20 protein-coding genes are annotated in these 22297 nt (G+C 65.4%); 8 read left to right on the top strand and 12 right to left on the bottom strand.

The window, feature by feature from the left end; genetic code table 11:
* Positions 1 to 40: 40 nt before the first annotated feature.
* A complete protein-coding gene (locus ACKI1H_RS17455) occupies positions 41 to 721 on the top strand; it encodes a TetR/AcrR family transcriptional regulator (RefSeq protein WP_138522833.1) in 681 nt (226 codons plus the stop codon).
* Between the two features lie 76 nt (positions 722 to 797).
* Positions 798 to 1094 carry a hypothetical protein gene (locus ACKI1H_RS17450; protein ID WP_138522831.1) on the top strand — a complete coding sequence of 99 codons (297 nt, stop codon included), beginning with the start codon at positions 798 to 800 and terminating at the stop codon, positions 1092 to 1094.
* A 1-nt stretch (position 1095) separates the two neighbouring features.
* Here the strand turns inward: ACKI1H_RS17450 and ACKI1H_RS17445 are convergent, their stop codons facing one another.
* Together ACKI1H_RS17445 and ACKI1H_RS17440 are read right to left on the bottom strand one after the other, a co-directional pair.
* Positions 1096 to 2169 (bottom strand): DUF1615 domain-containing protein, encoded by a 1074-nt coding sequence (locus ACKI1H_RS17445; protein WP_440468880.1) that lies wholly within the window; start codon positions 2167 to 2169, stop codon positions 1096 to 1098.
* 152 nt (positions 2170 to 2321) lie between these two features.
* Positions 2322 to 3215 (bottom strand): DMT family transporter, encoded by an 894-nt coding sequence (locus ACKI1H_RS17440; RefSeq protein WP_440465754.1) that lies wholly within the window; start codon positions 3213 to 3215, stop codon positions 2322 to 2324.
* A 130-nt stretch (positions 3216 to 3345) separates the two neighbouring features.
* Between ACKI1H_RS17440 and ACKI1H_RS17435 the strand changes: the two genes are divergently transcribed.
* Complete coding sequence (locus ACKI1H_RS17435; RefSeq protein ID WP_138522827.1) at positions 3346 to 3783, top strand: Lrp/AsnC family transcriptional regulator; 438 nt, start codon at positions 3346 to 3348, stop codon at positions 3781 to 3783.
* A 162-nt stretch (positions 3784 to 3945) separates the two neighbouring features.
* On the opposite strand, the gene ACKI1H_RS17430 is transcribed toward ACKI1H_RS17435, so the two are convergent.
* The 3 genes from ACKI1H_RS17430 to ACKI1H_RS17420 form a co-directional block, all read right to left on the bottom strand.
* Positions 3946 to 5316, bottom strand: coding sequence for a DUF1329 domain-containing protein (locus ACKI1H_RS17430; RefSeq protein WP_138522825.1), 1371 nt, complete (start codon positions 5314 to 5316; stop codon positions 3946 to 3948).
* Between the two features lie 13 nt (positions 5317 to 5329).
* Positions 5330 to 7291, bottom strand: a complete 1962-nt coding sequence (locus ACKI1H_RS17425; RefSeq protein WP_138522823.1) for a DUF1302 domain-containing protein — start codon at positions 7289 to 7291, stop codon at positions 5330 to 5332.
* A gap of 331 nt (positions 7292 to 7622) precedes the next feature.
* Positions 7623 to 8096 carry a DUF3859 domain-containing protein gene (locus ACKI1H_RS17420; protein ID WP_138522821.1) on the bottom strand — a complete coding sequence of 158 codons (474 nt, stop codon included), beginning with the start codon at positions 8094 to 8096 and terminating at the stop codon, positions 7623 to 7625.
* 130 nt (positions 8097 to 8226) lie between these two features.
* On the opposite strand from ACKI1H_RS17420, the gene ACKI1H_RS17415 reads away from it, so the two are divergent.
* The 5 genes from ACKI1H_RS17415 (at position 8227) to ACKI1H_RS17395 (ending at position 14668) form a co-directional block, all read left to right on the top strand.
* Positions 8227 to 9093 (top strand): pirin family protein, encoded by an 867-nt coding sequence (locus ACKI1H_RS17415; RefSeq protein WP_440465753.1) that lies wholly within the window; start codon positions 8227 to 8229, stop codon positions 9091 to 9093.
* Between the two features lie 146 nt (positions 9094 to 9239).
* Positions 9240 to 10493, top strand: coding sequence for a sugar MFS transporter (locus ACKI1H_RS17410; protein ID WP_138522817.1), 1254 nt, complete (start codon positions 9240 to 9242; stop codon positions 10491 to 10493).
* Positions 10494 to 10665: 172 nt separating this feature from the next.
* On the top strand, positions 10666 to 11157 hold the full coding sequence (locus ACKI1H_RS17405) for a (2Fe-2S)-binding protein (RefSeq protein ID WP_440465752.1): 492 nt from the start codon (positions 10666 to 10668) through the stop codon (positions 11155 to 11157).
* Positions 11154 to 13391 (top strand): xanthine dehydrogenase family protein molybdopterin-binding subunit, encoded by a 2238-nt coding sequence (locus ACKI1H_RS17400; protein WP_138522813.1) that lies wholly within the window; start codon positions 11154 to 11156, stop codon positions 13389 to 13391. The genes ACKI1H_RS17405 and ACKI1H_RS17400 overlap by 4 nt, the downstream gene beginning before the upstream one ends.
* Positions 13388 to 14668: a cytochrome c gene (locus ACKI1H_RS17395; RefSeq protein ID WP_440465751.1), complete on the top strand. Its 1281-nt coding sequence runs from the start codon at positions 13388 to 13390 to the stop codon at positions 14666 to 14668. Before ACKI1H_RS17400 ends, ACKI1H_RS17395 begins: the two co-directional genes overlap by 4 nt.
* A gap of 42 nt (positions 14669 to 14710) precedes the next feature.
* Here ACKI1H_RS17395 and ACKI1H_RS17390 read toward each other — a convergent pair whose 3' ends face one another.
* From ACKI1H_RS17390 to ACKI1H_RS17360, 7 genes are all read right to left on the bottom strand, one after another.
* Positions 14711 to 15442, bottom strand: a complete 732-nt coding sequence (locus tag ACKI1H_RS17390; RefSeq protein WP_440465750.1) for a dienelactone hydrolase family protein — start codon at positions 15440 to 15442, stop codon at positions 14711 to 14713.
* 172 nt (positions 15443 to 15614) lie between these two features.
* Positions 15615 to 16805: a DUF4303 domain-containing protein gene (locus ACKI1H_RS17385; protein WP_440465749.1), complete on the bottom strand. Its 1191-nt coding sequence runs from the start codon at positions 16803 to 16805 to the stop codon at positions 15615 to 15617.
* 46 nt (positions 16806 to 16851) lie between these two features.
* Complete coding sequence (locus ACKI1H_RS17380; protein ID WP_440465748.1) at positions 16852 to 17898, bottom strand: SMI1/KNR4 family protein; 1047 nt, start codon at positions 17896 to 17898, stop codon at positions 16852 to 16854.
* Between the two features lie 171 nt (positions 17899 to 18069).
* A complete protein-coding gene (gene htpG, locus ACKI1H_RS17375) occupies positions 18070 to 19968 on the bottom strand; it encodes a molecular chaperone HtpG (RefSeq protein WP_138522803.1) in 1899 nt (632 codons plus the stop codon).
* Between the two features lie 130 nt (positions 19969 to 20098).
* Complete coding sequence (locus ACKI1H_RS17370; protein WP_440465747.1) at positions 20099 to 21343, bottom strand: MFS transporter; 1245 nt, start codon at positions 21341 to 21343, stop codon at positions 20099 to 20101.
* Positions 21344 to 21790: a PaaI family thioesterase gene (locus tag ACKI1H_RS17365; protein ID WP_138522799.1), complete on the bottom strand. Its 447-nt coding sequence runs from the start codon at positions 21788 to 21790 to the stop codon at positions 21344 to 21346.
* Positions 21787 to 22260, bottom strand: a complete 474-nt coding sequence (locus ACKI1H_RS17360; protein WP_138522797.1) for a PaaI family thioesterase — start codon at positions 22258 to 22260, stop codon at positions 21787 to 21789. The genes ACKI1H_RS17365 and ACKI1H_RS17360 overlap by 4 nt, the downstream gene beginning before the upstream one ends.
* Positions 22261 to 22297: the final 37 nt, after the last annotated feature.

The raw sequence follows: 22297 nt of genomic DNA, 5'->3' as shown, positions 1-22297 counted from the left end.
TATATTCTGATCCTTCGTTTCACTGCCCCGATGTTTTCCCATGCCCCAGACCGCGCCTACCCCGACGCGCCGCCGAAAGCGTCCTGCCCTCAGCATCCGTGACCGCAACCGCCAGCGCATCCTGCTGGCCGCTGGCGAAGAGTTCGCCGAGAAAGGCTTCACCGCCGCCAAGACCCAGGACATCGCCAGCCGCGCCGAGCTGCCCAAGTCCAACGTCTACTACTACTTCCAGAGCAAGGAGAACCTTTACCTGCGCCTGCTGGAGAACGTAGTGGATGCAGTACTGGAGGCCTCAGCCCTGCTGCGCGAGTGCGACGATCCTGCCTGGGCGCTGCCTGCGCACATCCGCGCGCGCCTGCACATCGCCCGCCAATGGCCGCACGCCTACAAGGTATTCGCCAGCGAGATGCTCCACGGGGCGCCGCATCTGCCGTCGGAATGGCTGCAGCGCCTGCGCGCGGAATCGCGCCGCAACGTCGAGTGCATCGCCGCCTGGATCGACCGCGGCCTGCTCGCCCCGGTCGACCCGCAGCACCTGCTGCTGAGTATCTGGGCCGCCACCCGCACCTACGTCGATTTCGATTGGCAGATCGCGATGATCACCGGCAAGGCGCAACCCGCCGCTGACGACTTCGAAGCAGCGGCGATGACCATCACCCGCCTCGTCCTGCGCGGCACCGAACCGGAGCCGGCCGCACGCCTGCGCCCTCTCCCGCTGTAGCGTACGGCGGCGTCTGCACTAAGCTGTGGGAGTCCGCGCGGCCTTGCACCGCGCTCGTACCCGTCCGGGAGACGCCATGAAACCGCTACTGATCGCTTCGTTGTTGCTGATCGCCGTGCAGCCCGCTGTTGCCGCCATCCCCATGCTCAACTACGACTGCCCGAACGATGTCCAGGTCCACACCGACGAGGGCGGGCCCATCTACATCAATGGCAAGGAAGCCAAGATCAAACAGAAGAACGACAAGTACATCGAGGCCAAGGGCGAAGGCGTAACCGTCTCCATCAGCCTCAATGACGACGGCAGCGCCACCGTTTCCTATACCGGGCCCAAAGGCGCAAACGGCATCTGTCAGCCCGCCGAGGGCGACTGATTCAGTTCTTCGGCGCGCGCCCCAGGCAACGTTGGTAACGCTCGTCCACGCGCTGGGCGAACCAGGCAGTGGTGAGCTGGCGGGTGATCTTCGGGCTGTGCAGCGTGATGCCCGGCAGCATCGCCCGCGGCATCGGCTTGCCCGCGGAACGTTCGGCCAGCGCGAAGACCTTGGTGTAGAGCTCCGACTTGGTGAATTCCGGCTTGTCACCCAGTTCCAGGTCGCGACGGATTTCCCGCTCGCTCATGCCCAGTTTCGGCCCCAGGGTGCGCACCGCCTTCTCGGTGCTGCCGGCATCGTAGCTGCCGTAGAGGATCACGTCCCCGTCCAGTGCCAGGGTGATGCCGGTGAGATCCGCCACCACACGCTGGAACGCCGCGTTGCGGCTGGCGTACCAGCCGGCGTTGAAGTCGGCGAAGCGGTAGAGCTGGCGCGGGTAGTTCACCGGGTAGCCCAGCAGGTGGGCGATGCCGAAGTACATGCCGCCACGGCGGCTGAACACTTCGCGGCGAATACTGCCGTCCACCGGATACGGATAGCCTTCGGCATGTGCCTGGGCGAACTCGATGCTGACCTGCATCGGCCCACCGGTGTGCACCGGGTTGAAGCGGCCGAACAGCTGCTGCCCCAGCGGTACGCCGCCGATGAAGTCATCGAAGATCGCGCTCAGCTCCCGCTCGGTTTTCGCACTCGCCAGGCGTTGGCTGTAGGTGCGGCCGTTCGGCGATTTCAGTGCCAGCGCGGTATCGATGAGGAAACCCGGCACATGCACCTTGCTTGCACGCCGATCGATCTCGGCGCGGGCGATCTTGCCCAGCCCTGGCACAGACGGATCAGCCTTGAAGTTGGACTCCTGCTCGGTGATCGCCACCACCGAGCAGAGGTTCTCGGTGGTCGCCGGAATGCGCTGGGTGGTGAAGGCGACCTGGATGTCCTTCGCCCAGCCCTGGCGGTCGGACGCGCCAGCGGGAATCAGCTTGGCCAACGTGCCGCGCACCTCGTCCGGCGTCGGCTCCGGCACGCTGGGTGCACGGGTTCCGCAGCCGGCCAGCGCCAGTAGCGCAGCCGCACCCAGCAGCTGAATGAATCGTGATGATGGCCTTTTCAGGCTGAATGAATCCGCCGTCAGGGCAGCCGCAGTCATAGTCCGTTCCTTGCTTGAATTCCGCCTACAGGACCGGTGCGCAGCGGCACAGGTTCCCCGGCATTGTCAGGCAAGCACGGATTTCAGCGCCAGGCCAGGCGCCGCAGGTTCAGGCTCCAGCCGCGCTGCATGCCGGCAGCGGCCAGCAGGATGGCGACCACGCCCAGCCATTGCAACGGAGTCAGGCGGTGGCCGAAGGCTAACCAGTCGACGAAGATCGCGGCAATCGGGTAGATGAACGACAGCGCACCGGTCAGCGCCGTCGGCAGCTTCTGGATCGCGCCATAGAGCAGCACGTACATGATGCCGGTGTGCACGATCCCCAGGGTCGCCAGGCTGGCCCAGGCGCTGCTGGCCTGCGGCAGCGGCGACAGGTTGGCCCAGGGCGCCAGCAGCAGGACACCGGTCACCGCCTGGATCAGCGCGATCAGGTGCGGCGGCACGCCGGTCAGGCGCTTGATGATCAGCGCCGCCAGCGCATACAGGGCCGCCGCGCCGAGAGCCAGGGCGACGCCGCCCAGATAGTCGCTACCCACCTGCCCTGCCTCGCCGTGCGCGCTGACGATCGCCAGCATCCCGACGAAGGAAACGCCCAACCAGACGAGTTTCTGCGCCGTCACTTTCTCGCCGAGGAACAGCGCGCCCAGCAACACCAGCAGGAACGGCTGCACGTTGTAGACCGCCGTACCGATGGCAATGGATGCTCGCGAATAGGAGCCGAACAGCAGCACCCAGTTGCCGACGATAGCTGCGCCACTGAGCAGCGCCAGGCCGAACGTGGCGGGGGTGAGAATACCGGGGCGCAGTAAGCCCATGGCCGCGCAGATCGCCAGGAGCGTCGCGGCGCCGAACACACAGCGCCAGAACACCACGTCCAGCACCGGTTGACCCGAGACCACCACCAACCAGCCGATGGTGCCGCAGATCAGCATGGCGCTGATCATCTCCAGGGTGCCGCGTTTGATCTGCTCGTTCATGGCTCACCTCCACTCGTTGGAGACCAGTATGAACAGGCGGATTCGTGCACTCCATCGCCTGGCGCAGGCAAATCTCGGCCATCACCTTTACTATCAAGGCAATTACCCGACTTCACCTTTCGAGGCCAAGATGACCGATGAAATCGACCAGTTGCTGATTGCCGCGCTGATGGATGACTCGCGCCTGTCCCTCAAGGCACTGGCGCAAGTCAGCGGCCTGAGCTCGCCCAGCGTTGCCGAGCGGCTGCGCAAGCTGGAAGAGCGCCAGGTGATTACCGGCTACACGGTAAATGTCGATCCACGCGCCTTTGGCTACCAGTTGCAGGCCATCGTCCGGGTTCGCCCGCTGCCGGGAAAACTGCAGGAAGTAGAGAAACAGATCCTGGCGATCCCCGAGTTCACCGAGTGCGACAAGGTCACCGGTGAGGACTGCTTCTACGCGCGGATGTGCGTGCGCTCCATGGAGCAGTTGGACGAGATCCTCGACCACCTCAATGGCTTCGCCGAAACCAACACCGCCATCGTCAAGAAGAGCCCGGTGAAGCGGCGGTTGCCGCCGATGGCGTGAAACGGTTTCTGGGGGCAGGCGGCGGTTCGCGAGCAAGGACTAGGCGTCCCCCTCGCTCCTACAGGTATGCCACTGCGTTTTTCGTAGGAGCGAGCTTGCTCGCGAACCCGGGACAGAAAAAGAAAAGGCCCCTTGCGGGGCCTTTGTCCTATCAGGGCAAACTCAGCGCGATGCCTTGCGGCGCAGCGCCGACGGGCTGAAGTTTGAATCGTCCGGCGCCGGCTGGCTGAAGTCGGCGGTGCCGGGCTCCTCGTTGTCCAGCCACTGGATGCTATAGCGGTGTGCCTGGAGGTCATGGAAGGTGTCCAGCGCGGTCCACACCATCGGCTGCTCGTAGAAGCTCTTCAGGTACGCCAGCGACACACGCCACAGCTCACCACGGCCGTCGTACTGGTCCACCACGGCGGCACCCCAGCTGTCCTCGTCGAGGTACAGGGTACGACGCGAGTAGATGTGCCGTGCTCCGGGTTTCAGCTTGCCATCCACGACCCACACACGGTGCAGCTCGTAACGGGTGTACTTGGGATTGACGTGGCCGGGCGTGAGCAGGTCCTTGTACTTAACCTCCGGGCTGGTGATCTGGTAGTTGTTGTAAGGAATGTAGATTTCCTTCTTGCCCACCAGGGTCCAGTCGTAGCGGTCCGGCGCACCGTTGTACATGTCGGTGTCGTCGGCGGTGCGCAGGCCATCGGAGTCTTCGATCGGGGTGTCGTAGGCCAGCGTAGGGGCGCGGCGCACGCGGCGCTGGCCGGGGTTGTAGCCCCAGGCCTGGCGCGGTTCCTTGACCTGGTCGAGGGTCTCCTGCACCAGTGCTCCGTTACCGGCCAGGCGGGCTGGGGCGGTGGTGAAGGTCATGTAGTAGAACATGGTGTTGCCGAGCTTCTCGAAGCTGCCCTTGGGGTCGTAGAAGCGGAACAGCGCCTCGTCCTGGGAGGTCACCAGCGAGTACGCGCCATTGCGCTGCACACCGGCCTGGGAGGAGCGGCGCACGATGTAGGTGCCACGGTAGCGGGCGATGTGGTTCCACACCGCTTCCACGCCGCTTTGCGGGATCGGGAACGGCACGCCGCCGTAAGCGTCGGAGAAGCCGTTGCCACCCTCCACCAGCTTGGCGCTGGTGGCATTCTTGTAGATGTTGTCGTAGATCCACTGCGGCGCCGAACCGCTGCGGTGGGTCTCGTAGACCGGCATCTGGTAGGTATCGGGGTAAGCGTTGAACAGCGCGATCTGCCCCGGCGTCAGGTTGCCCTTGTACTGGTCCAGGTTGGCCTTGGTGATGACGAACTTGGGCTTCTCGCCGGCATAAGGATCGACGTGGTGCGCGCCCGGTCCCTTATAGCCGGCAGGCGCCGACGTCAGGCCACCACTCCAGGCAGGAATGCTGCCGGCGGCATTGCCGGCCTTTTCCGCGCCCATGGGGGTGAGGCTGCTCTTCAACTGGGCGGCCTGGTCGGCCGAAACCGCTGCACGCGCATCGGTGACGGCCAGGGCCGCCAGCGTGGCAAGGGCGATCAGGGAACTCTTCTTGTACATGGTTCTCTCCGGATCAGAACGAGTATTTCGCGGTGATCGAGACGTTGTCGCGGTCACGCATGGAGTTGCTGGAGCCGGCGCCGTAGTAGTTGGTGTACTGGGTGCCGACCTCGAAGGTGTTCAGGTAGCTGGCGTCGATACCGAGGGTGTAGGCCTTGCGGCCTTCGATGAAGTTGCCGGTGCGGTCGGAGTTGCCGCTGAAGTCCTCCTGGTAGACGGCGTAGGGCGAAAGCTTCACCCCAGCGTAGACGTCGTTCCAGCTACCGGTGAGCAGCAGGGTGTAGCCGTAGCTGTCGCGGCTGATCTGCACGTCGTCGTCGTTGCCGCCGACGTAGGCCTTGTCCTGGGCGCCGACGAACTTGCGCTCTGTGCCGTCCCAGGCGGTGTACTTCAGGCTGCTGCCGCGGATGTGCTCGGAGGCCAGTTCCGCCACGCCGGTCATGGAGTCGAAGGTGAGGTGCGGGCCGAAGTTGTAGATGGTCGACAACGAGATGTTGTAGGTCTCGGCGCGCTCATAGTTCTCGAACAGGCTGCCACGGCACAGCTGCTTGCCGGCCACTTCGGCGCAGGCCTGGCCAGCGGCGACATTGCCGTCGTAGAGGTTGGTCTGGCCCAGCACGCCCTGGGTCAGCAGGTCGCCGAGCAGGTCGTCGGTCGCCGAGATGCTGATGGGCATGTTCGGCCGGTAGGCGATCTCGCCGGACACCGAGGCATCGCCCAGGGTGGTGTTGAAGCTGAAGCCGTACATGCGGATGTCTTCGACATAGTCACGACGGGCTTCGGCGTTGCTGGCCATGTCCAGCGTGGCCAGGCCTGGCACCGCTTCGCCCAGGCCCAGCGGACCGAGCAGGTTGTTCAGTGCGTCGACGTCCACGCCCTGGTAGTTGCGCAGATCGACAGCGACCTGGGGCTCCTTGGCGTGGTAGTTGACGAAGTAGAAGCCGAACTCGGTGGAGTTGAGTTCCTCGGCGATGTAGCGGAAGGCGACGCCGAACTGGCCGTCGTCGCGCGCCTCGATGTCCTTGCCAACGTTGGCCACCTTGAAGGTGCCGGTGTTCGGATCGAGGAAGGCATTGGGACCATGGGGACCATTGCCGAGCAGACCGAGGGAAGCGACGGTCGGGTAGCCGGCCAGCAGCTCCTTGATCAGCGGGTCGGTTTCGGTGGTGTAGGCCGTTTCACCGCCGTCGCTGAACAGGTCGGTGTCGGAGAAGTAGGTACCCACCGAGTCCAGGCGGGTTTCCTTCCACTTCCACTGGTAGAAGGCCTCCATGGACAGGTCGTCGGTGAGGCCAAGGTTGAAGCTCAGCGCCTCCACCGGCACCAGCACTTCCTTGAGTTCCGAGCCCGGCAGGTGGAAGCGCGCGGCGTCGACCGGGTTGATGGTGTTGACCCCGCCCCGGTAGAACACGCCCTCGCCCCAGTTCAGCACCTGGCGACCGACGCGGCCGGTCAGCGGATGCTCGTCGACGTCCCAGCTACCGGACAGGTAGGCATCCAGCAGCTCGGCCTTGCGCCCGGCAATGTGGCGGGTGTCGTCGGTGAAATGATCGTCCTGCGGGTACGACTGACTGGGACGCTCCACGCCGTTGGTGGTGCTGTAGTAGTCGTTGCGCTTGTCCATGATCTGCGTGTCGTAATAGGCAGTGCCACGCATGAACAGGCCATAGTTCTGGTACTTGGCCGACAGGTCGGAGGTGAGCTTGAAGACTTGGGAAACCAGGCCGGTATCGAAGTTGCGGTTGCCGTCGTCGGCGTTGATGTCGCTGATGTTGTTCTTGTCGCGGCCCTGTACCCGCCACATGGCGCCGTAGGACAGCGTGCTGTCCAGCGAGCCGGTGATCTCGTTCTCGGCCAGCTTGAACTCCAGGGCCTGGGCCGACCCCGCCACCAACAGCGGCAAGAGTCCCATCAACGCCCCCGCCCGCCGCGGCGCCCAGAAAATGGACGAACGCGCACCCAATCGACTGTTCATAGACAGCATTACCTCCATGGCCAAGATTTATCGCTCCGGTCGTTGCGGCCGGTGCTGTTCTTATTCGTTTCTCGGCTGCCGGTGGCCTCGGACAAGCCGGGCTACCGTGCAGTAACACTCCTGCCAGAGCGCTTGCGGGCGCTTTGGCCCCCTCTCCTCTTCTGCTTGCACGCCGGGAGTTGGGACTATCGTGCAGGCAAAGTAACAAACTGTTTCTCCCCTGCCAATGGAAAGGATGTAATCCGTGCCTTTCAACAGGCAAAGAAAAGCCCGGCACATGGCCGGGCTCTTTCGTATAGCGAGTTCGTACGGGGATTTCTGACCGCGAGACTTACTCGACGGTGAAGGTCTTCTCCGCCAGCAGGCGGTCGCCCTGGAACACCATGAAGCGCCACTGGCCCTGCACCACCTCGTGATTCTCGGTGAACTGATAGGCCATCACGTCGGTGGGCGCGCCCACCACCAGCTTCTGTACGACCTCGAACTTGTCGTGACGCTGGCCGTCCGGGGTTACCACGCCGGGAGTGAAGTACAGCAAGGTCAGCGGGGCGTCGCCTTCCTGCTTGCCGCTGAGCTGGTAGCGCATGCCGAACTTGGTGCCCAGCTTGGCCGGCACACGGGTCGTGGCTTCGATCTCCTGCTCGCTGCGCGTGAGCACGCGCTCGCCCGGCTGATAGTCCTTGTAGTTGCTGACGAAGACGCCGTACTCGACCGGGCCGTTGACGCGCACTTCGGCAAAGGCCGAGGAAGCGAAGGCGGAAGCCAGGGAGAGAGCCAGGACTGCTGGCAGGCGGGAAATGGACATGTCGCGCTCCTTGTTGGGGTCCGCGCGAGGCTATGACATCGCCGTGACAGCCTGATGACAGCTTGACGCCGTGCGGGTCGGCCGGGCGCCAAGCGTCTATCATGCGTGGATCGGACCACTGGACACCATCATGAGCGACAGCCTGCTGACCATCCGCCCACGCGCCGAAGACGTCGAGGGCGTGCCCATCCTGCGCCCCCTGCCCTCGGCACAGCGCCGCAGCGTCGGGCCCTTCGTGTTCTTCGACCATATGCTCGAAAGCCGCTTCGCGCCGAAGCATGGCATGGACATCCGCCAGCATCCGCACATCGGCCTGTCCACCCTCACCTACCTGTTCGAAGGCCAGGTTCAGCACAAGGACAGCCTCGGCTCGGACCAACTCGTGCTGCCCGGCGACGTCAGCTGGATGACCGCCGGGCGTGGCGTCGCCCACGTCGAGCGGACCCCGGCCGATCTGCTGCACAGCGGCTCGCGCCTGCACGGCCTGCAAGTATGGCTGGCGCTGCCGCGCGAGCTGGAAGGCTGCGAGCCCAGCTACAGCCACCACGCCAGCGCCAGCCTGCCGGAAAGCGAAAGCCTGGGCGTGCGTATCCGCATGATCGCCGGCGCCGGCTTCTGCCTGGAGTCGCCGGTGCCGGTTCGCTCGAAGACGCTTTACGCCGACCTGCAACTCAGTGCCGGTGCGACCCTGGCAATCCCGGACGAGCACCCCGAACGCGCGCTATACCTGATCGAAGGCGAAGCGCTGCTGGACGACGAGCCGCTGCCGCTGCACCAACTGGTGGTACTGCCTGAAGGCGAAAACTTCACCCTCTCCGCCTGCGGCGACTGCCATGCAGTGATCATCGGTGGCGACCCGCTCGACGGGCCCCGGCGGATGAACTGGAACTTCGTCGCCAGCGACCCGGGCCTGATCGACAGCGCCCGCGAACGCTGGGCCGCCCGCGACTGGCCAACGGTGCCGGGCGAACTGGAACGTATCGAATTGCCGCGCTAGCCGTACAAAGAAGTCGATCAGAAATCGCCGCCCCGCTGTCGAAACCGGCGAATGCTTGAGGCCCCGTGCAGCGGCTTGCCGCAGCATCGCGCGCCCCGAACCCTTGCCGACGGCAAGCCCGCTACTTCTGGCCCAAGGAGTCCGTGATGGACCAGTCGACCACCAACCGCCACACCAGCGCCCTCACCGTACTGACCCTGCTGTTCTTCATGTGGGGCCTGATCACCTCGCTGAACGACATCCTCGTGCCGCACCTCAAGGCAGTGTTCACGCTGTCCTATGTCCAGGCCTCTCTGGTGCAGTTCTGCTTCTTCGGCGCCTACTTCATCATGTCCTTCCCCGCCGGACGGCTGGTGGAGAAGGTCGGCTACAAGAGCGGCATCATCGTCGGCCTGGCCACCGCGGGTATCGGCTGCCTGTTGTTCTACCCAGCGGCCGGCGCGCAGTCCTACCCGTTCTTCCTCGCCGCGCTGTTCATCCTCGCCTCGGGCATCACCCTCCTGCAGGTCGCAGCCAACCCCTACGTGAACATACTCGGCCCGGCGGCCACCGCAGCCAGCCGGCTGAACCTGACCCAGGCGTTCAACGCCCTGGGCACCACCGTCGGCCCGCTGGTGGGCTCGGTGACCATACTCGCCATTGGCGCCGGTGCCGCCTCGCAGATCGGCAGCTCCGCCGCCAGCGAAGCGGACTCGGTGAAGGCACCCTACCTGGTCCTGGCTGGCCTGCTGTTCGCCATCGCGGTGCTGATCGCCCTGTTCCGCCTGCCAAAGATCCACCACGGCGAACCCACCGACGGTGTGGCCGGACGCCAGTCGATCTTCGCCCACCGCCACCTGATCTTCGGGGTCATCGCGATCTTCTGCTACGTCGGCGCCGAAGTGTCCATCGGCAGCTACCTGGTCAGCCTGATGGGCCAGCCGGACATCGCCGGGCTGCCGGCGGACCAGGCCGGCAAGTACCTGTCGTTCTACTGGGGCGGCGCCATGGTCGGCCGCTTCATCGGCAGCGCCCTGATGCGCGCCATCGCGCCGAACCGCCTGCTGGCCTTCAACGCCGTGGTCATCGCCGTGCTGATCGGCATCGCGCTGAGCGTCGGCGGGCATGTGGCGATGTGGGCGCTGATCCTGATCGGCCTGTTCAACTCGATCATGTTCCCGACCATCTTCTCCCTCGCCCTGGAAGGCCTGGGCAACCTCACCAGCAAGGGCTCCGGCCTGCTCTGCATGGCCATCGTCGGCGGCGCCCTGATGCCGCTGGTGCAGGCCTTCTTCGCCGACCGCATCGGCCTGCTGCCCTCCTTCGCCGTGCCGCTGGTGTGCTACCTGTACATCATCTGGTTCGGCGCACGCGGCTACCGCGCCGACCAACCCGCCACGGCCCCCGCTGGCAGTGTCTGACGCTGAACCCTGACAGGGCGCAGTACCTGCGTCCCTATCACCTGATTCCTACCGCCCTTTCGGCCTGCTCGCCCTAGCTGGCGTCACGCTGCTCCCGAAGACTTCCTTCCTTTTCCCTACACCCGGCCATGGTCAGGGTGTCGGGCATGACACTCTCTGGAAGGAGTCCCCCATGGCTGATCCCCTCTCGCTGGTCGTCAACGGCCAGTCCTGGCCGCTTGCCGTGGCAACCGATACGCCCCTGCTGTACGTCCTGCGCAATGACCTGCAGCTCAACGGCCCCAAGTTCGGCTGCGGCCTGGGAGAGTGCGGCGCCTGCACCGTCCACCTCGATGGCGTCGCTACCCGATCCTGCATCACGCCGGTCTCCGCAGCCCTGGGGCGCCAGGTCACCACCCTGGAGGGCCTCGGCACGCTGGATGCCCCGCACCCGGTCCAGCAGGCCTTCATCGACGAGCAGGCCGCGCAGTGCGGCTACTGCACCAACGGCATGGTCATGACCAGCGCCGCCCTGCTCGCCCGCAACCCCAACCCGAGCGACGACGAGATTCGCCAGGAACTGGCCTACAACCTCTGCCGCTGCGGTACGCATATCGAAATCCTCAACGCCGTGCGCAGGGCTGCCGGCAGAAGCAGTGATGACGCAGAGGGGAATCCGGCATGACTCCACTCAGCCGTCGCAACTTCCTCAAGGCCGGCGGGGTGCTGCTGGTCAGTGTCCAGTTGCCGCGTCCGTTGCTCGCACAGGGCACCGACGCCACGCTGCCGCTCGATCAGGTCGACAGCTTCATCGCCATCGCCGGCAACGGCACCATCACCGCGGCCTGCGGCCATGTCGACCTCGGAACCGGCATCCGCACCGCCCTTAGCCAGATCGTCGCGGAAGAGCTGAATGTCGACATCCGGCAGGTGACCCTGCTGCTCGGCGATACCCGCTACACCCCCAACCAGGGGCCAACCATCGCCAGCTCCAGCATCCAGGTCAGCGCCATTCCCCTGCGCCGTGCTGCGGCCGAAGCGCGGGAGTTCCTGATGCAGCGTGCGGCGCAGGCCCTGAAGATCGACATCCGCCAACTCGACTGCGCCGACGGTGCCATCTTCGTCAAACGCAAACCGGCCCGCCGCATCGGCTATGGCGAGTTGCTGCAAGGGCAGCGCTTCGAGCTGAAGATCGATGCCAGCGCGCCGCTCAAACCCCACAGCACATACCAGGTGGTCGGCCATTCGGTGCCGCGCCTGGACATCCCTGCCAAGGTCACCGGAGGGCTGACCTACGTGCACGACATGCGTCTGCCGGGCATGCTCCACGGCCGCGTGGTGCGCCCGCCCTACACCGGCGCCGACGTCAACGCTCCCGTGGGCCGAAGCCTGCTGGAAGTCGACGAACAATCCGTGGCCCATTTGCCCGGCTTCGTCCGCCTGCTGGTGATCGGTGATTTCATCGGCGTGGTGGCCGAGCGCGAGGAGCAGGCGATTCGCATCGCTCGGGCGCTGAAGGTGCGCTGGAAAGGCTGGAGCGACCTGCCGCCCCTGGGCCTCGACGACCTGGCGGCGACCCTGCGCGCCCACCCCAAGCAGCCGCGCATGCTGCAGGACGACACGCAGATGGACGCCGTTCTCAAGCAGCTCGACCGTCCGCTGCAACGCACCTACGTCTGGCCCTACCAGCAGCACGCCTCCATCGGTCCGTCCTGCGCACTCGCGCACCTCGAAGATGGCGTGATGAAGGTCTGGTCCGGCAGCCAGAACCCCCACGACCTGCGCGCCGACCTGATAACACTGTTGGGCATGCCGCCAGAACAGGTCGAAGTCATACGGATGGAAGCCTCCGGTTGCTATGGCCGCAATTGTGCCGACGACGTGGCCGCCGATGCTGCCCTGCTGGCCGTGGCTGTGGGCCAGCCGGTACGAGTGCAGCTGATGCGCGAACAGGAGCATGGCTGGGAACCCAAGGGCTCGGCGCAACTGATCGATGTCCGTGGCGGACTGGACAAGGACGGCAACGTAGCCGCCTACGACTTCGCCACCTGCTACCCCTCCAACAACGGCATCAACCTGGCGTTGCTGCTCACCTCGCGGGTAGATGCGAAGCCCCAGGTGACGCGGATGGGTGATCGCACCGCCGTGCCGCAATACGCCTACCCACACCTGCGCGTGGTATGCAACGACGCAGCTCCCATCGTCCGGGCGTCCTGGATGCGCGGCGTGTCGGCCTTGCCCAACGTCTTCGCCCACGAATCCTATATCGACGAACTGGCGCAGATGGCCGGCGCCGACCCCATCGAGTTCCGCCTGCGCTACCTGCACGATGAGCGCGCCATTGCGCTGATCAAGGCGCTGGCTGCTTCCGCCCACTGGCAGCCGCGCATCTCCCCCAACCCGCAGGCGCGCCAGGGCAACCTGCTGGTCGGCCGCGGCTTCGCCTACGCACGCTATTTCCACAGCGATTTCCCGGGGTTCGGTTCGGCCTGGGCCGCCTGGATAGTGGACGTCGAGGTCGAGCCGCACACCGGCGCGGTCCGCGTGACCGACGTCCACGTAGCGCAAGACTGCGGGCAGATGGTCAACCCCGACGGCGTGCGCCACCAGGTCCACGGCAACGTGATCCAGGCCACCAGCCGGGCTCTGCTGGAGTACGCGACCTTTGATCGCAGCGGCGTCACCAGCCTCGAATGGGGCGGCTACCCGATCCTCGGATTCCCGCAGGTGCCGAAGATCACCGCGCTCCTGCTCGACCGTCCCGGCACCCCGCCGCTGGGAGCCGGCGAATCCACCTCGGTGCCCAGCGCCGCCGCCATCGCCAATGCGCTGCACGACGCCACCGGCGTGCGTTTCACTCGCCCGCCGTTCACACCAGAGCGAGTTCGTGCCGCACTGCAGGAGAACCATTCCGCATGAAGAACCTCTCTCTGGCCGTCATCGGTGGGCTGGCCGCTCTCGTTGCAGTGGGCCTTGCCGTCTCCTGGCAACCACGCATTGCGCCGATCGACCCACCTGACCCCGACAGTTTCAGTGTCGAATCCATCGCCCGCGGGCGACAACTGGCGGCCCTGGGTGATTGTGCGGTCTGCCACACCCGCGAGGGTGGCACGCCGCTGACGGGCGGCCGCGCCATGGTGACGCCGTTCGGCACGCTCTACACCTCCAACCTCACCCCGGATCGCGAGACCGGTCTTGGCGTCTGGTCCTTCGAGGCCTTCAAGCGCGCCATGCGGGAAGGCGTCTCACGCGAGGGCGACTACCTCTACCCCGCCTTCCCCTACACCGCCTTCACCCGAGTCGACGACGAGGACCTGCGCGACCTCTATGCCTACCTGATGAGCCGCCCGGCCGTCGAGGCAGATACCCCGGACGACCGCCTGCCCTTCCCCTACGACCAGCGCCAGATCATGGCGGGATGGAACTTCCTGTTCTTCGACAAGGGCCCTTTCCAGCCCCAGCCGCAGCGTGATGCGGCCTGGAATCGCGGCGCCTATCTGGTGGAAGGGCTGGGCCATTGCAGTGCCTGCCACTCACCTCGCAACGCCTTGGGTGCCGAACGTACCGGCAAGCATCGCTTCGCCGGCGCGACCGTGGACGGCTGGCAGGTCCCGCCGCTCAATGGTGACAGCAAGCCCGCCGTCCCATGGACCCAGGCAACCCTGTACGACTACCTGCGCAACGGTTACTCGCGCTACCACGGCGCCTCCGCCGGCCCGATGGCGCCGGTGGCCGCCGGGCTCACGCAGCAATCGGACGCAGACCTGCAGGCCATGGCGCGCTACCTCGCGACCTTCCTTCCGGAACAGGTCGGCGACTTCTCACCAGAGAAACGCGCCGTCGAACTGGAGCAGCGCACCTACGGCACGCTACAACCCGTCAGTGGCAGCGGAGGGCGGATATTCAATGGCGCCTGCATGGCCTGCCACCATGACGGTGACAGCCCGAAGTTCAATGGTGTGCGGCCGTCGCTGGCGGTGAGCAACAACCTGTATGCGGCTGCGCCGGACAATCTGCTGCGGGTGATCCTGGACGGCATCGGCCATCCGGCGCGGCCGGAGCTGGGCTACATGCCGGCTTTCCGCAATAGTCTGAACAACGAGCAGATCATCGCGCTGGCGCGCTATCTGCGGGAGGACTTTGCCGGCCTGCCAGCCTGGCCGGACCTGGAGTTCAAGGTGGCCAAGCTGCGTTGAGTCCGGCACGGGGGAGCGGCGCGATACCCTCCCCCGATCCGGTCAGGCGTCGAAGCGCTCGTCCAGCAGATCGAACATCGCAGCGAAGGCGCGGCGCGCCACCTTGGCGTCGTACTGCATCTTGCCTGGGATCTGCGCATGCGGATCGGTGAAGGAATGCGCGGCGCCGCCGTAGCTGGTCAGGGCCCAGTCAACCTTGGCGTCGATCATTTCCCTGGCGAACTCGGTCAGTTGCTCTCGCGGCACGAAGGGGTCGATGGCGCCGTCGAGGACCAGCACCGAGCCCTTGATGTTCTGCGCATCGGCCGGATTCGGCGTATCCAGGGTGCCATGGAAAGACACGGCGGCGGCCAATGGAGCACCGTCACGGGCCAGCTCCAGGGCACAGCAGCCGCCGAAGCAGAAGCCGAAGGTGGCGAGTTTCGCGGTATCGATCGGCGCCTTGTCGGCCTGGTCAAGCAGGGTCTTGAGCGAAAGCTGCATACGCTGGCGCAGCAACGCACGGTCGTTCTTCAGCGGCATCATGGCGGCGCCGGCCTGCTCCGGGCCATTGGGCCGGACGTCCTTGCCATAGAGATCGGCGACCAGCACCACATAGCCGCGCTCGGCGACCTTGCGGGCGATGTCCACTGCGCCCTGGCTGACGCCCATCCAGTTGGGCGCCATCAGCAGGCCGGGCCGCGAAGCGGTGCTGGCAGCATCGAACACCAGTTGGCCTTCGAAAGCCACGCCATCGAGGCTGTAGGCCACAGGTTGCACGCTGATCTGACTCATTCGGGTATTCCTCTAGTAAATGCCGGAGAAGCCTGTCGAACCGAGAGTAACCTTAACCAACGATCTCGGGTTTCGACAGAAAATCCAATCAGGGCCAGCGGAAGACAAGCAACCGCCCCTGCCCCCTTTCAGTAGATGCTGACAAGCACATATCGCTGTGAATTGCCGAGCATCATCGCTGCTCGAACTCCTCCAGCACATCGCGGGCATGTTCGCGGATGAAGGCCCACTTCGACGTCAAACCCTGTTGCGCGGCCTTCACTTCGTCGGCCTCGAGCGTGCAGAAGCCACAGCCGGGCGCCAGGGCCTCGGCGACAGCTGGCGCCATATCCGGGTACTGCGCCAGCACTGCTTCGAGTGGGCGGTAGTCAAGGGGGCGGTGCTTGCCACGATCGCGGAAGGAGCGATAGGGAGCGCTGAGCCCACGCGCAGCCACCTCGCTGGGCAGCTCGCTCAGATGCGCGGCAATCAGGTCCATGCGCTCGAGGCGTGCCAGGGCTGATGCGGCCCAGGCCCGCTCGCTCTCGCTGGCCGCCGCGTTGCACAGGGTAGCCTCAAGCGTGCTGATGACGTCGGGACTCGAGTGGTTGATCTCGGCAAGCAGCATGCTTGCCTGCCATGCTTCGCCAGCGCTGCGCCCGGCAACCACATCGAGCAGGGCCGGTACGGCTGCTTCGCCCAGAACGCGGGCGAGTGCGTCGTACTCGCCAAGCAGCGGTCCAGGCGGAGCGGCCCGCACGGCTTGCGACACCACCTCTGCGATCCGCTCCGTCAGCGGCAATGCAGCGATGCGGGCACGCTCGCGTTCAGCCTCGTCGTACATCGGGAAGTGGCGCAGCAGCTGTGCGCGAGTCAGGCTGAGCGGCACCAGCTCACCGGCTTCATCCGTGGCGACGACGATGAAGTGCTTGTCGACCAGACCTTCCTTGAGCAACTGAGCACGAGCCCGCTTGGCCGCCCGGGGGAAACAGTGCAGGAAGCGTTCATAGACCGCCTCCCAGGCGCTGAAGCTGCCCTTGGCGGTGGCTTGCGCGAACTCGGCGCACTGCGTCGCCCACTGGTCCTGCTCGTCGCCCGGCTCGAAGCCATGGTCATCGGCGTACTGGCCCAGATCCGGGCCGGACCAGCGCAAGTCCTCGCTCTCATCGCCGTAGTCTGTGGCCACCCGGGCCAGGACCTCCTCGGTACCGACCGTCACCATCGGCCAATAGAGCACCGAACCATCGCCGTAGAACTCGTGAAACATCGCGCCGTAGACGGTCTCGTCCGGACAGGTTTGGCGAATGTTCCGCACCGCGTTCACGACCTGGCCCACGGCGACGTCTTCAAGGGCTTTCCAGTCGAACTTCTTCTCTGAGGGCATCCTTACTCTCCGCAGTTGCCGACACGCAGAACATACCGGGTGGCTGTCATGACGGCTCGTCGATCGCCAGCAAGCTACGAACCAGTCGGGCGGCGTAGTGCGCATCGAAGCGGTAACCACCACCGGCGTGAACGATGCTGCCGGCGGCGAGCCGCGCGTCCCACCAGTCACTCAGAAAACCGGGGGCATAGCCGCCCGTGCAGAATCCGTAAGGATCGGTCACATAGCGGGTGGTCAGCATCAGCGTGTAGCACGGGCGCCGGTAGTCGCTCTGCTCCCGGGAGCAGTCATGGAAGTCCTCGTACGACTCGGCGAGCTTGAGATGGGAGAACAGCCAGAACATGGCGTCGTACATCAGATGCGAATCCGCGTCGGCATGCAGGGCGAAGAAGCCCTTGGCGCGCACGATTCGCTCGGCCAGGCGCCGGATGCTGCGCTCGCCATCGGGCAGTTCGACCGCCGCGGCATCCAGCGCACGGCGCAGGATGGGCGACAATGTGCCGCGCTGCACTGTGGCGAGGTCGGCTTCAAGGGTTGCCTCGTCCTCGTCGAACTCGCCCTCACTGACCAGCCCGCGGATGAAGGTCGCGAAATCCGGCGCGACCTCGGTAATCGCATAGTCGGCTTCCTGGTCGACATGGACGACCCGTGGCTCGCCCTGCGGCCCACAGTGGCGGTAGTCGAGCATGATCATCTCGTGCCCGGCACTGGGGGTATTGGCAATGGCGATGCCGATGTCGGGATAGCCCCACTCGGCGCGCATGAACGCCGAGCCAAGATCACCGCACAGCGAATAGGTGGCGGTGCGCCCGATGGCGTAGAGACCGCTGATCGCGATGTGATCCTCGGCCCAGCACGTTGGCTCGGTCATCGGATAGCAGCAGCGCTCGACGCCACCGCCATTGCGCAGGCGTGCCAGTTCCACGTAGGCATCCGGCAACCGATAGCCGCACTCTGCCTCGATCTGCGCAATCAGCTCGTCGCTGGGCGCAGGCTCGGTGTAGTGGCTGGCCGAATAGTCGCCATCGTCCCAGAAGCCTTCAAGATCGAAGCCCGCGAAGGCCCCCGTGGTTCTACCGGCAGGTTGCGTCATGCCATTCTCCCCTGGGGCGCAGGAGCCCGTGTCCGCGCCGAGTCAGCTTGCCGAGTCGTTAATAGCTGGCGTCGGCCAATCCTTGCACTGGGTCTTTCGCAGTCCGGCCCAATGAGAAACGCCACGATTCCAGCACTGAAATCGTGGCGTCTGTTCCAGCCCGGACGGGGCTTAGGCGGAAAGCTCCACCAGCAGCTTGTTCAGGCGGCGCACATAAGCGGCCGGGTCTTTCAGGCTGTCCCCCGCGGCCAGGGCGGCCTGGTCGAAGAGGATGTGGGTCAGCTCGCCGAAGCGGTCTTCGTCGGCTTCCGCGTCGAGCTTCTCGATCAGCGGGTGGGCCGGGTTGAATTCGAAGATCGGCTTGGCTTCCGGCACCTTCTGCCCACTGGCCTCGAGGATCTGGCGCATCTGCAGGCCCAGGTCCTGTTCGCCGATGGCGAGGATCGCCGGCGAATCGGTCAGGCGATGGGACACGCGCACCTCGGCGACTTCATCGCCCAGCGCGGCCTTCAGGCGCTCGGCCAGGCCCTCTTTGGCCTTGGCGATCTCTTCCTGGGCCTTCTTGTCCTCTTCGGAGTCCAGGCTGCCCAGGTCCAGGTCACCACGGGCGACGTCGACCAGCTGCTTGCCGTCGAACTCCGGCAGGTAGCTCATCAGCCACTCGTCGATGCGGTCGGTGAGCAGCAGCACTTCGATGCCTTTCTTGCGGAAGACTTCCAGGTGCGGGCTGTTCTTCACCTGGGCGAAGCTTTCGCCGGTGAGGTAGTAGATCTTGTCCTGGCCTTCCTTCAGGCGACCGATGTAGTCGGCCAGGGAAACGCTCTGCTCGCCGCTCTCGTCGCTGGTGGAAGAGAAACGCAGCAGGCCGGCGATCTTGTCCTTGTTGGCGAAGTCCTCGGCCGGGCCTTCCTTCAGCACCTGGCCGAAGTTCTTCCAGAAGCCCTTGTAGGCCTCGGCGTCGTTGCTCGCCAGCTTCTCCAGCATGTCCAGAGAGCGCTTGGTCAGAGCGGACTTCATCGAATCGACGATGGGGCCGGACTGCAGGATCTCGCGGGAGACGTTCAGCGACAGGTCGTTGGAGTCCACCACGCCCTTGATGAAGCGCAGGTACAGCGGCAGGAACTGGTCGGCCTGGTCCATGATGAACACGCGCTGCACGTACAGTTTCAGGCCGCGTGGGGCCTCGCGGTGGTACAGGTCGAACGGCGCGCGGGCCGGTACGTAGAGCAGCGAGGTGTATTCGAGCTTGCCCTCGACCTTGTTGTGGCTCCAGGTCAGCGGGTTCTCGAAGTCATGGGCGATGTGCTTGTAGAACTCCTGGTACTCCTCGTCCTTCACCTCGGTGCGCGGACGGGTCCAAAGGGCGCTGGCACGGTTGACCACTTCCCACTCGGTCTCGGCCGGGGCCTCTTCGCCAACCGACTCTTTCGGCAACTCGATGGGCAGCGCAATGTGGTCGGAGTACTTCTTGACGATGTTGCGCAGGCGCCAGCCGTCGGCGAACTCGTCCTCGCCGTCCTTCAGGTGCAGGACGATACGGGTGCCGCGCTCGGCCTTGTCGATGCTCGACACATCGAACTCGCCCTCGCCTTTCGACGACCAGTGCACGCCCTCGCTGGCCGGAGCACCGGCGCGGCGGGTGAACACGTCGACCTTGTCGGCGACGATGAAGGCGCTGTAGAAGCCCACGCCGAACTGGCCGATCAGGTGGGAATCCTTCTTCTGGTCACCCGAGAGATTCTTCAGGAAGTCGGCGGTGCCGGACTTGGCGATGGTGCCCAGGTGCGCGATGACTTCCTCGCGGCTCATGCCGATGCCGTTGTCTTCGAGGGTGACGGTCTTGGCGTCCTTGTCGAAGCTCACACGGATTTTCAGCTCGGCGCCGCCTTCGAGCAGCTCAGGCTTGGCCAGGGCTTCGAAACGCAGCTTGTCGGCGGCGTCGGAAGCGTTGGAAATCAGTTCGCGAAGGAAGATTTCCTTGTTCGAATACAGGGAATGAATCATCAGGTGAAGCAGCTGCTTCACTTCGGTCTGGAAGCCCAGTGTTTCTTTTTGAGTCTCCGCGCTCATTGTTTCTCGCTCCGAGGATGACAAATGCCGCGTCATGCGGCCGATGTCAGCGAGATGGGGGCTTCCCGAACCAATTCAAGGGGTTGGCGAAAAATAGCCGGAGCCCAGGCGCCGGAGCACCGGCCAAAGGTCAGTGTGTCGGCAACTCGATCTCGGTGATTTCGCTGGGGCGCAGCGTGTAGCTGGCCTCGCCCGGCCCCTCGATAACCCGACGAATGACAACACGGCCGTCGGCATTCAGCCCGACGAAGACGCCCTCGGCGGTACGGCCGCGCTCGGTGGTCACGCGCATGCTGCGGTTGACGTAGCGCTGGGGGGCGGCCAACAGGCGCTCAAGGGACAGGTGGCCGCTTTCTTTCGCCAGCGGCGCCGAGGTGCTGACCGTGGCAGGAGAAGGAGTCTGAGACGGCACCGCGGAGGCGCTTGCCGCCTTCAATCGCGGATAGTGGTCGCCGTACACACCCCAGCCGCGCGTCGGGCTCTTCTCCAGCTTCACCTGCAGGTCCTGAGCCTGGCCGTCCATCTCGACGGTCAACGGGACCTCCTGGGTGGCTCGCTGGGTATCCAGGGTGGGCAGGCGGGTGATGGCGACGTCGCGCCGGGCGAAGCGGCGCTGCAGGTAGTCCTGCAATACGTAGCGCTGGGTATCGCGGGAGTCGAAGCGGGGATCCACCTCGCCGTCACGGTAGCGCAGGCGGTCGGTGAAGACTTCGATGCTGCCCGACAAGGTGGTCTGCATCTGGGCCGGCAGGACTAGGTGGAAGGCGCCTTCCATGCGGTTGGGCGCCTTGGGCGTCAGGTCCAGGTGCAGGCTGTAGCCGCGCTGCAGGCGCACGGCCTCGGGCAGATCCTGGCCCGGCGCGAGCCAGCTGACTTCGATTTCCGGCAGGCTGCCCTTGTCGTCGGGCAGCACGTCCAGCCGGACCGGGCCGCTGACCGGCGCGGCCAGGCGTACCTGGACTTCGCGGTGGGCGTAGAAGTCCTGCCCTTCGCGCAGGCTGAGCACACCATCGATGAACTCGGCCTGCTCGGGCACGAAGGGCTTGCCGTTGAGCTCACCGCGCAAGTCGATGGCCAGCTCCGGCTTCACCACCGGCTCCGGCTTGAGCCATTCCAGGCGGAAGATCGCTTCCAGGCGAGCACTGTCCTGGCTGGCCAGCATTGTCAGGCCGACCACCAGCGGAATGCAGCCCAGTCCACCGAGAGCGACGGCACTGCGGGCCTGGCGCCAGTGAATCAGGACGAACAGCAACGCCAGCGGCGGCAGCAGGCTGGCAATTCCCCAGAACAGGCTGCGCTCGAAGGCGCGGGCGATCAGCCAGACGTACCCGGCGAGGATCAGCAGCAGGCCGAGCAGGATCAGCAGCGTATCCATTCAGGCGCCGTCGACCTTGAAGTGCGCGCGGGCGGTGGCAATGGGCTCGGTACGGGTGGTCTGCCAGGCGGTGATGGCGACGTTGGCCACGCGCCGGCCCTGGCGCCAGACCTGGCACTGCGCGTAGGTATCGCGGAAATGCCCGGCGCGCAGGTAATCGATGGAGAAATCGATGATCTTGGGCATGTGCGGGATACCCATGAACATCAGCAGGTGCAGCAGCGCCGATTGCTCCATGAAGCCGGCGATCACGCCACCATGCAGGGCCGGCAGCGTTGGGTTGCCGATGTTGTCCGGGTTGGCCGGCAGATGGAAGATGGCGTCGTCGCCCAGGCGCAGGCAGCGGATGCCCAGTAGCCGGGCGTAGGGAATCATCTCCAGCAGCGGATCGTAGTTCTTGCTCTCGTGCGCTGCACGCACCATCGCCTCGATGCTCACCGCGCTCATCCCTGGCCTCCATCGACGTCACGCTTCACAGTGCCGGCGGATACCGCCTTGCCCATGCGCATGAAGGTGCCAACCACGTGGGCGATGGGCTCCGCGGGGTCGTCCTGGTAGGCGTAGCCGCGGGTAAAGATGATGTTCGGGGTGACCCGGTAGCACTCGGCGAACCCGTAGACGTCCTTGTGCGGCTGCGCCGGGTGCATGTAGTCGATGCGCAGGTCCAGGGTCGGGCAGATCTCGAATTGCGGCAGCACGCAGACCGTGGAGATGCCGCAAGTGGTATCCATCAGCGTGGTGATGGCGCCGCCGTGGATCACGCCGGTCTCCGGGTTGCCGACGATGGCTTCGCTGTAGGGAAGCCGCAGGGTCAGGCCGGAGGCGTCCGCCGCGTGTGCGCTGATGCCCAGCAACTGGCAGTGGCGCAGCGCCGACAGGAAGCGTTGAGCGCGCTCCAGGAGTGGGTTTTCGGACATGGGAGGGGTCGACCGATTGACTGCACGGGGCCGCATC

The sequence above is a fragment of the Pseudomonas sp. YH-1 genome (assembly GCF_051990045.1).
GTDB lineage: Bacteria > Pseudomonadota > Gammaproteobacteria > Pseudomonadales > Pseudomonadaceae > Pseudomonas > Pseudomonas nicosulfuronedens.
The sequence above is the reverse complement of the archived record's forward strand: the minus strand, read 5'-3'. Positions and strand labels throughout refer to the sequence as shown.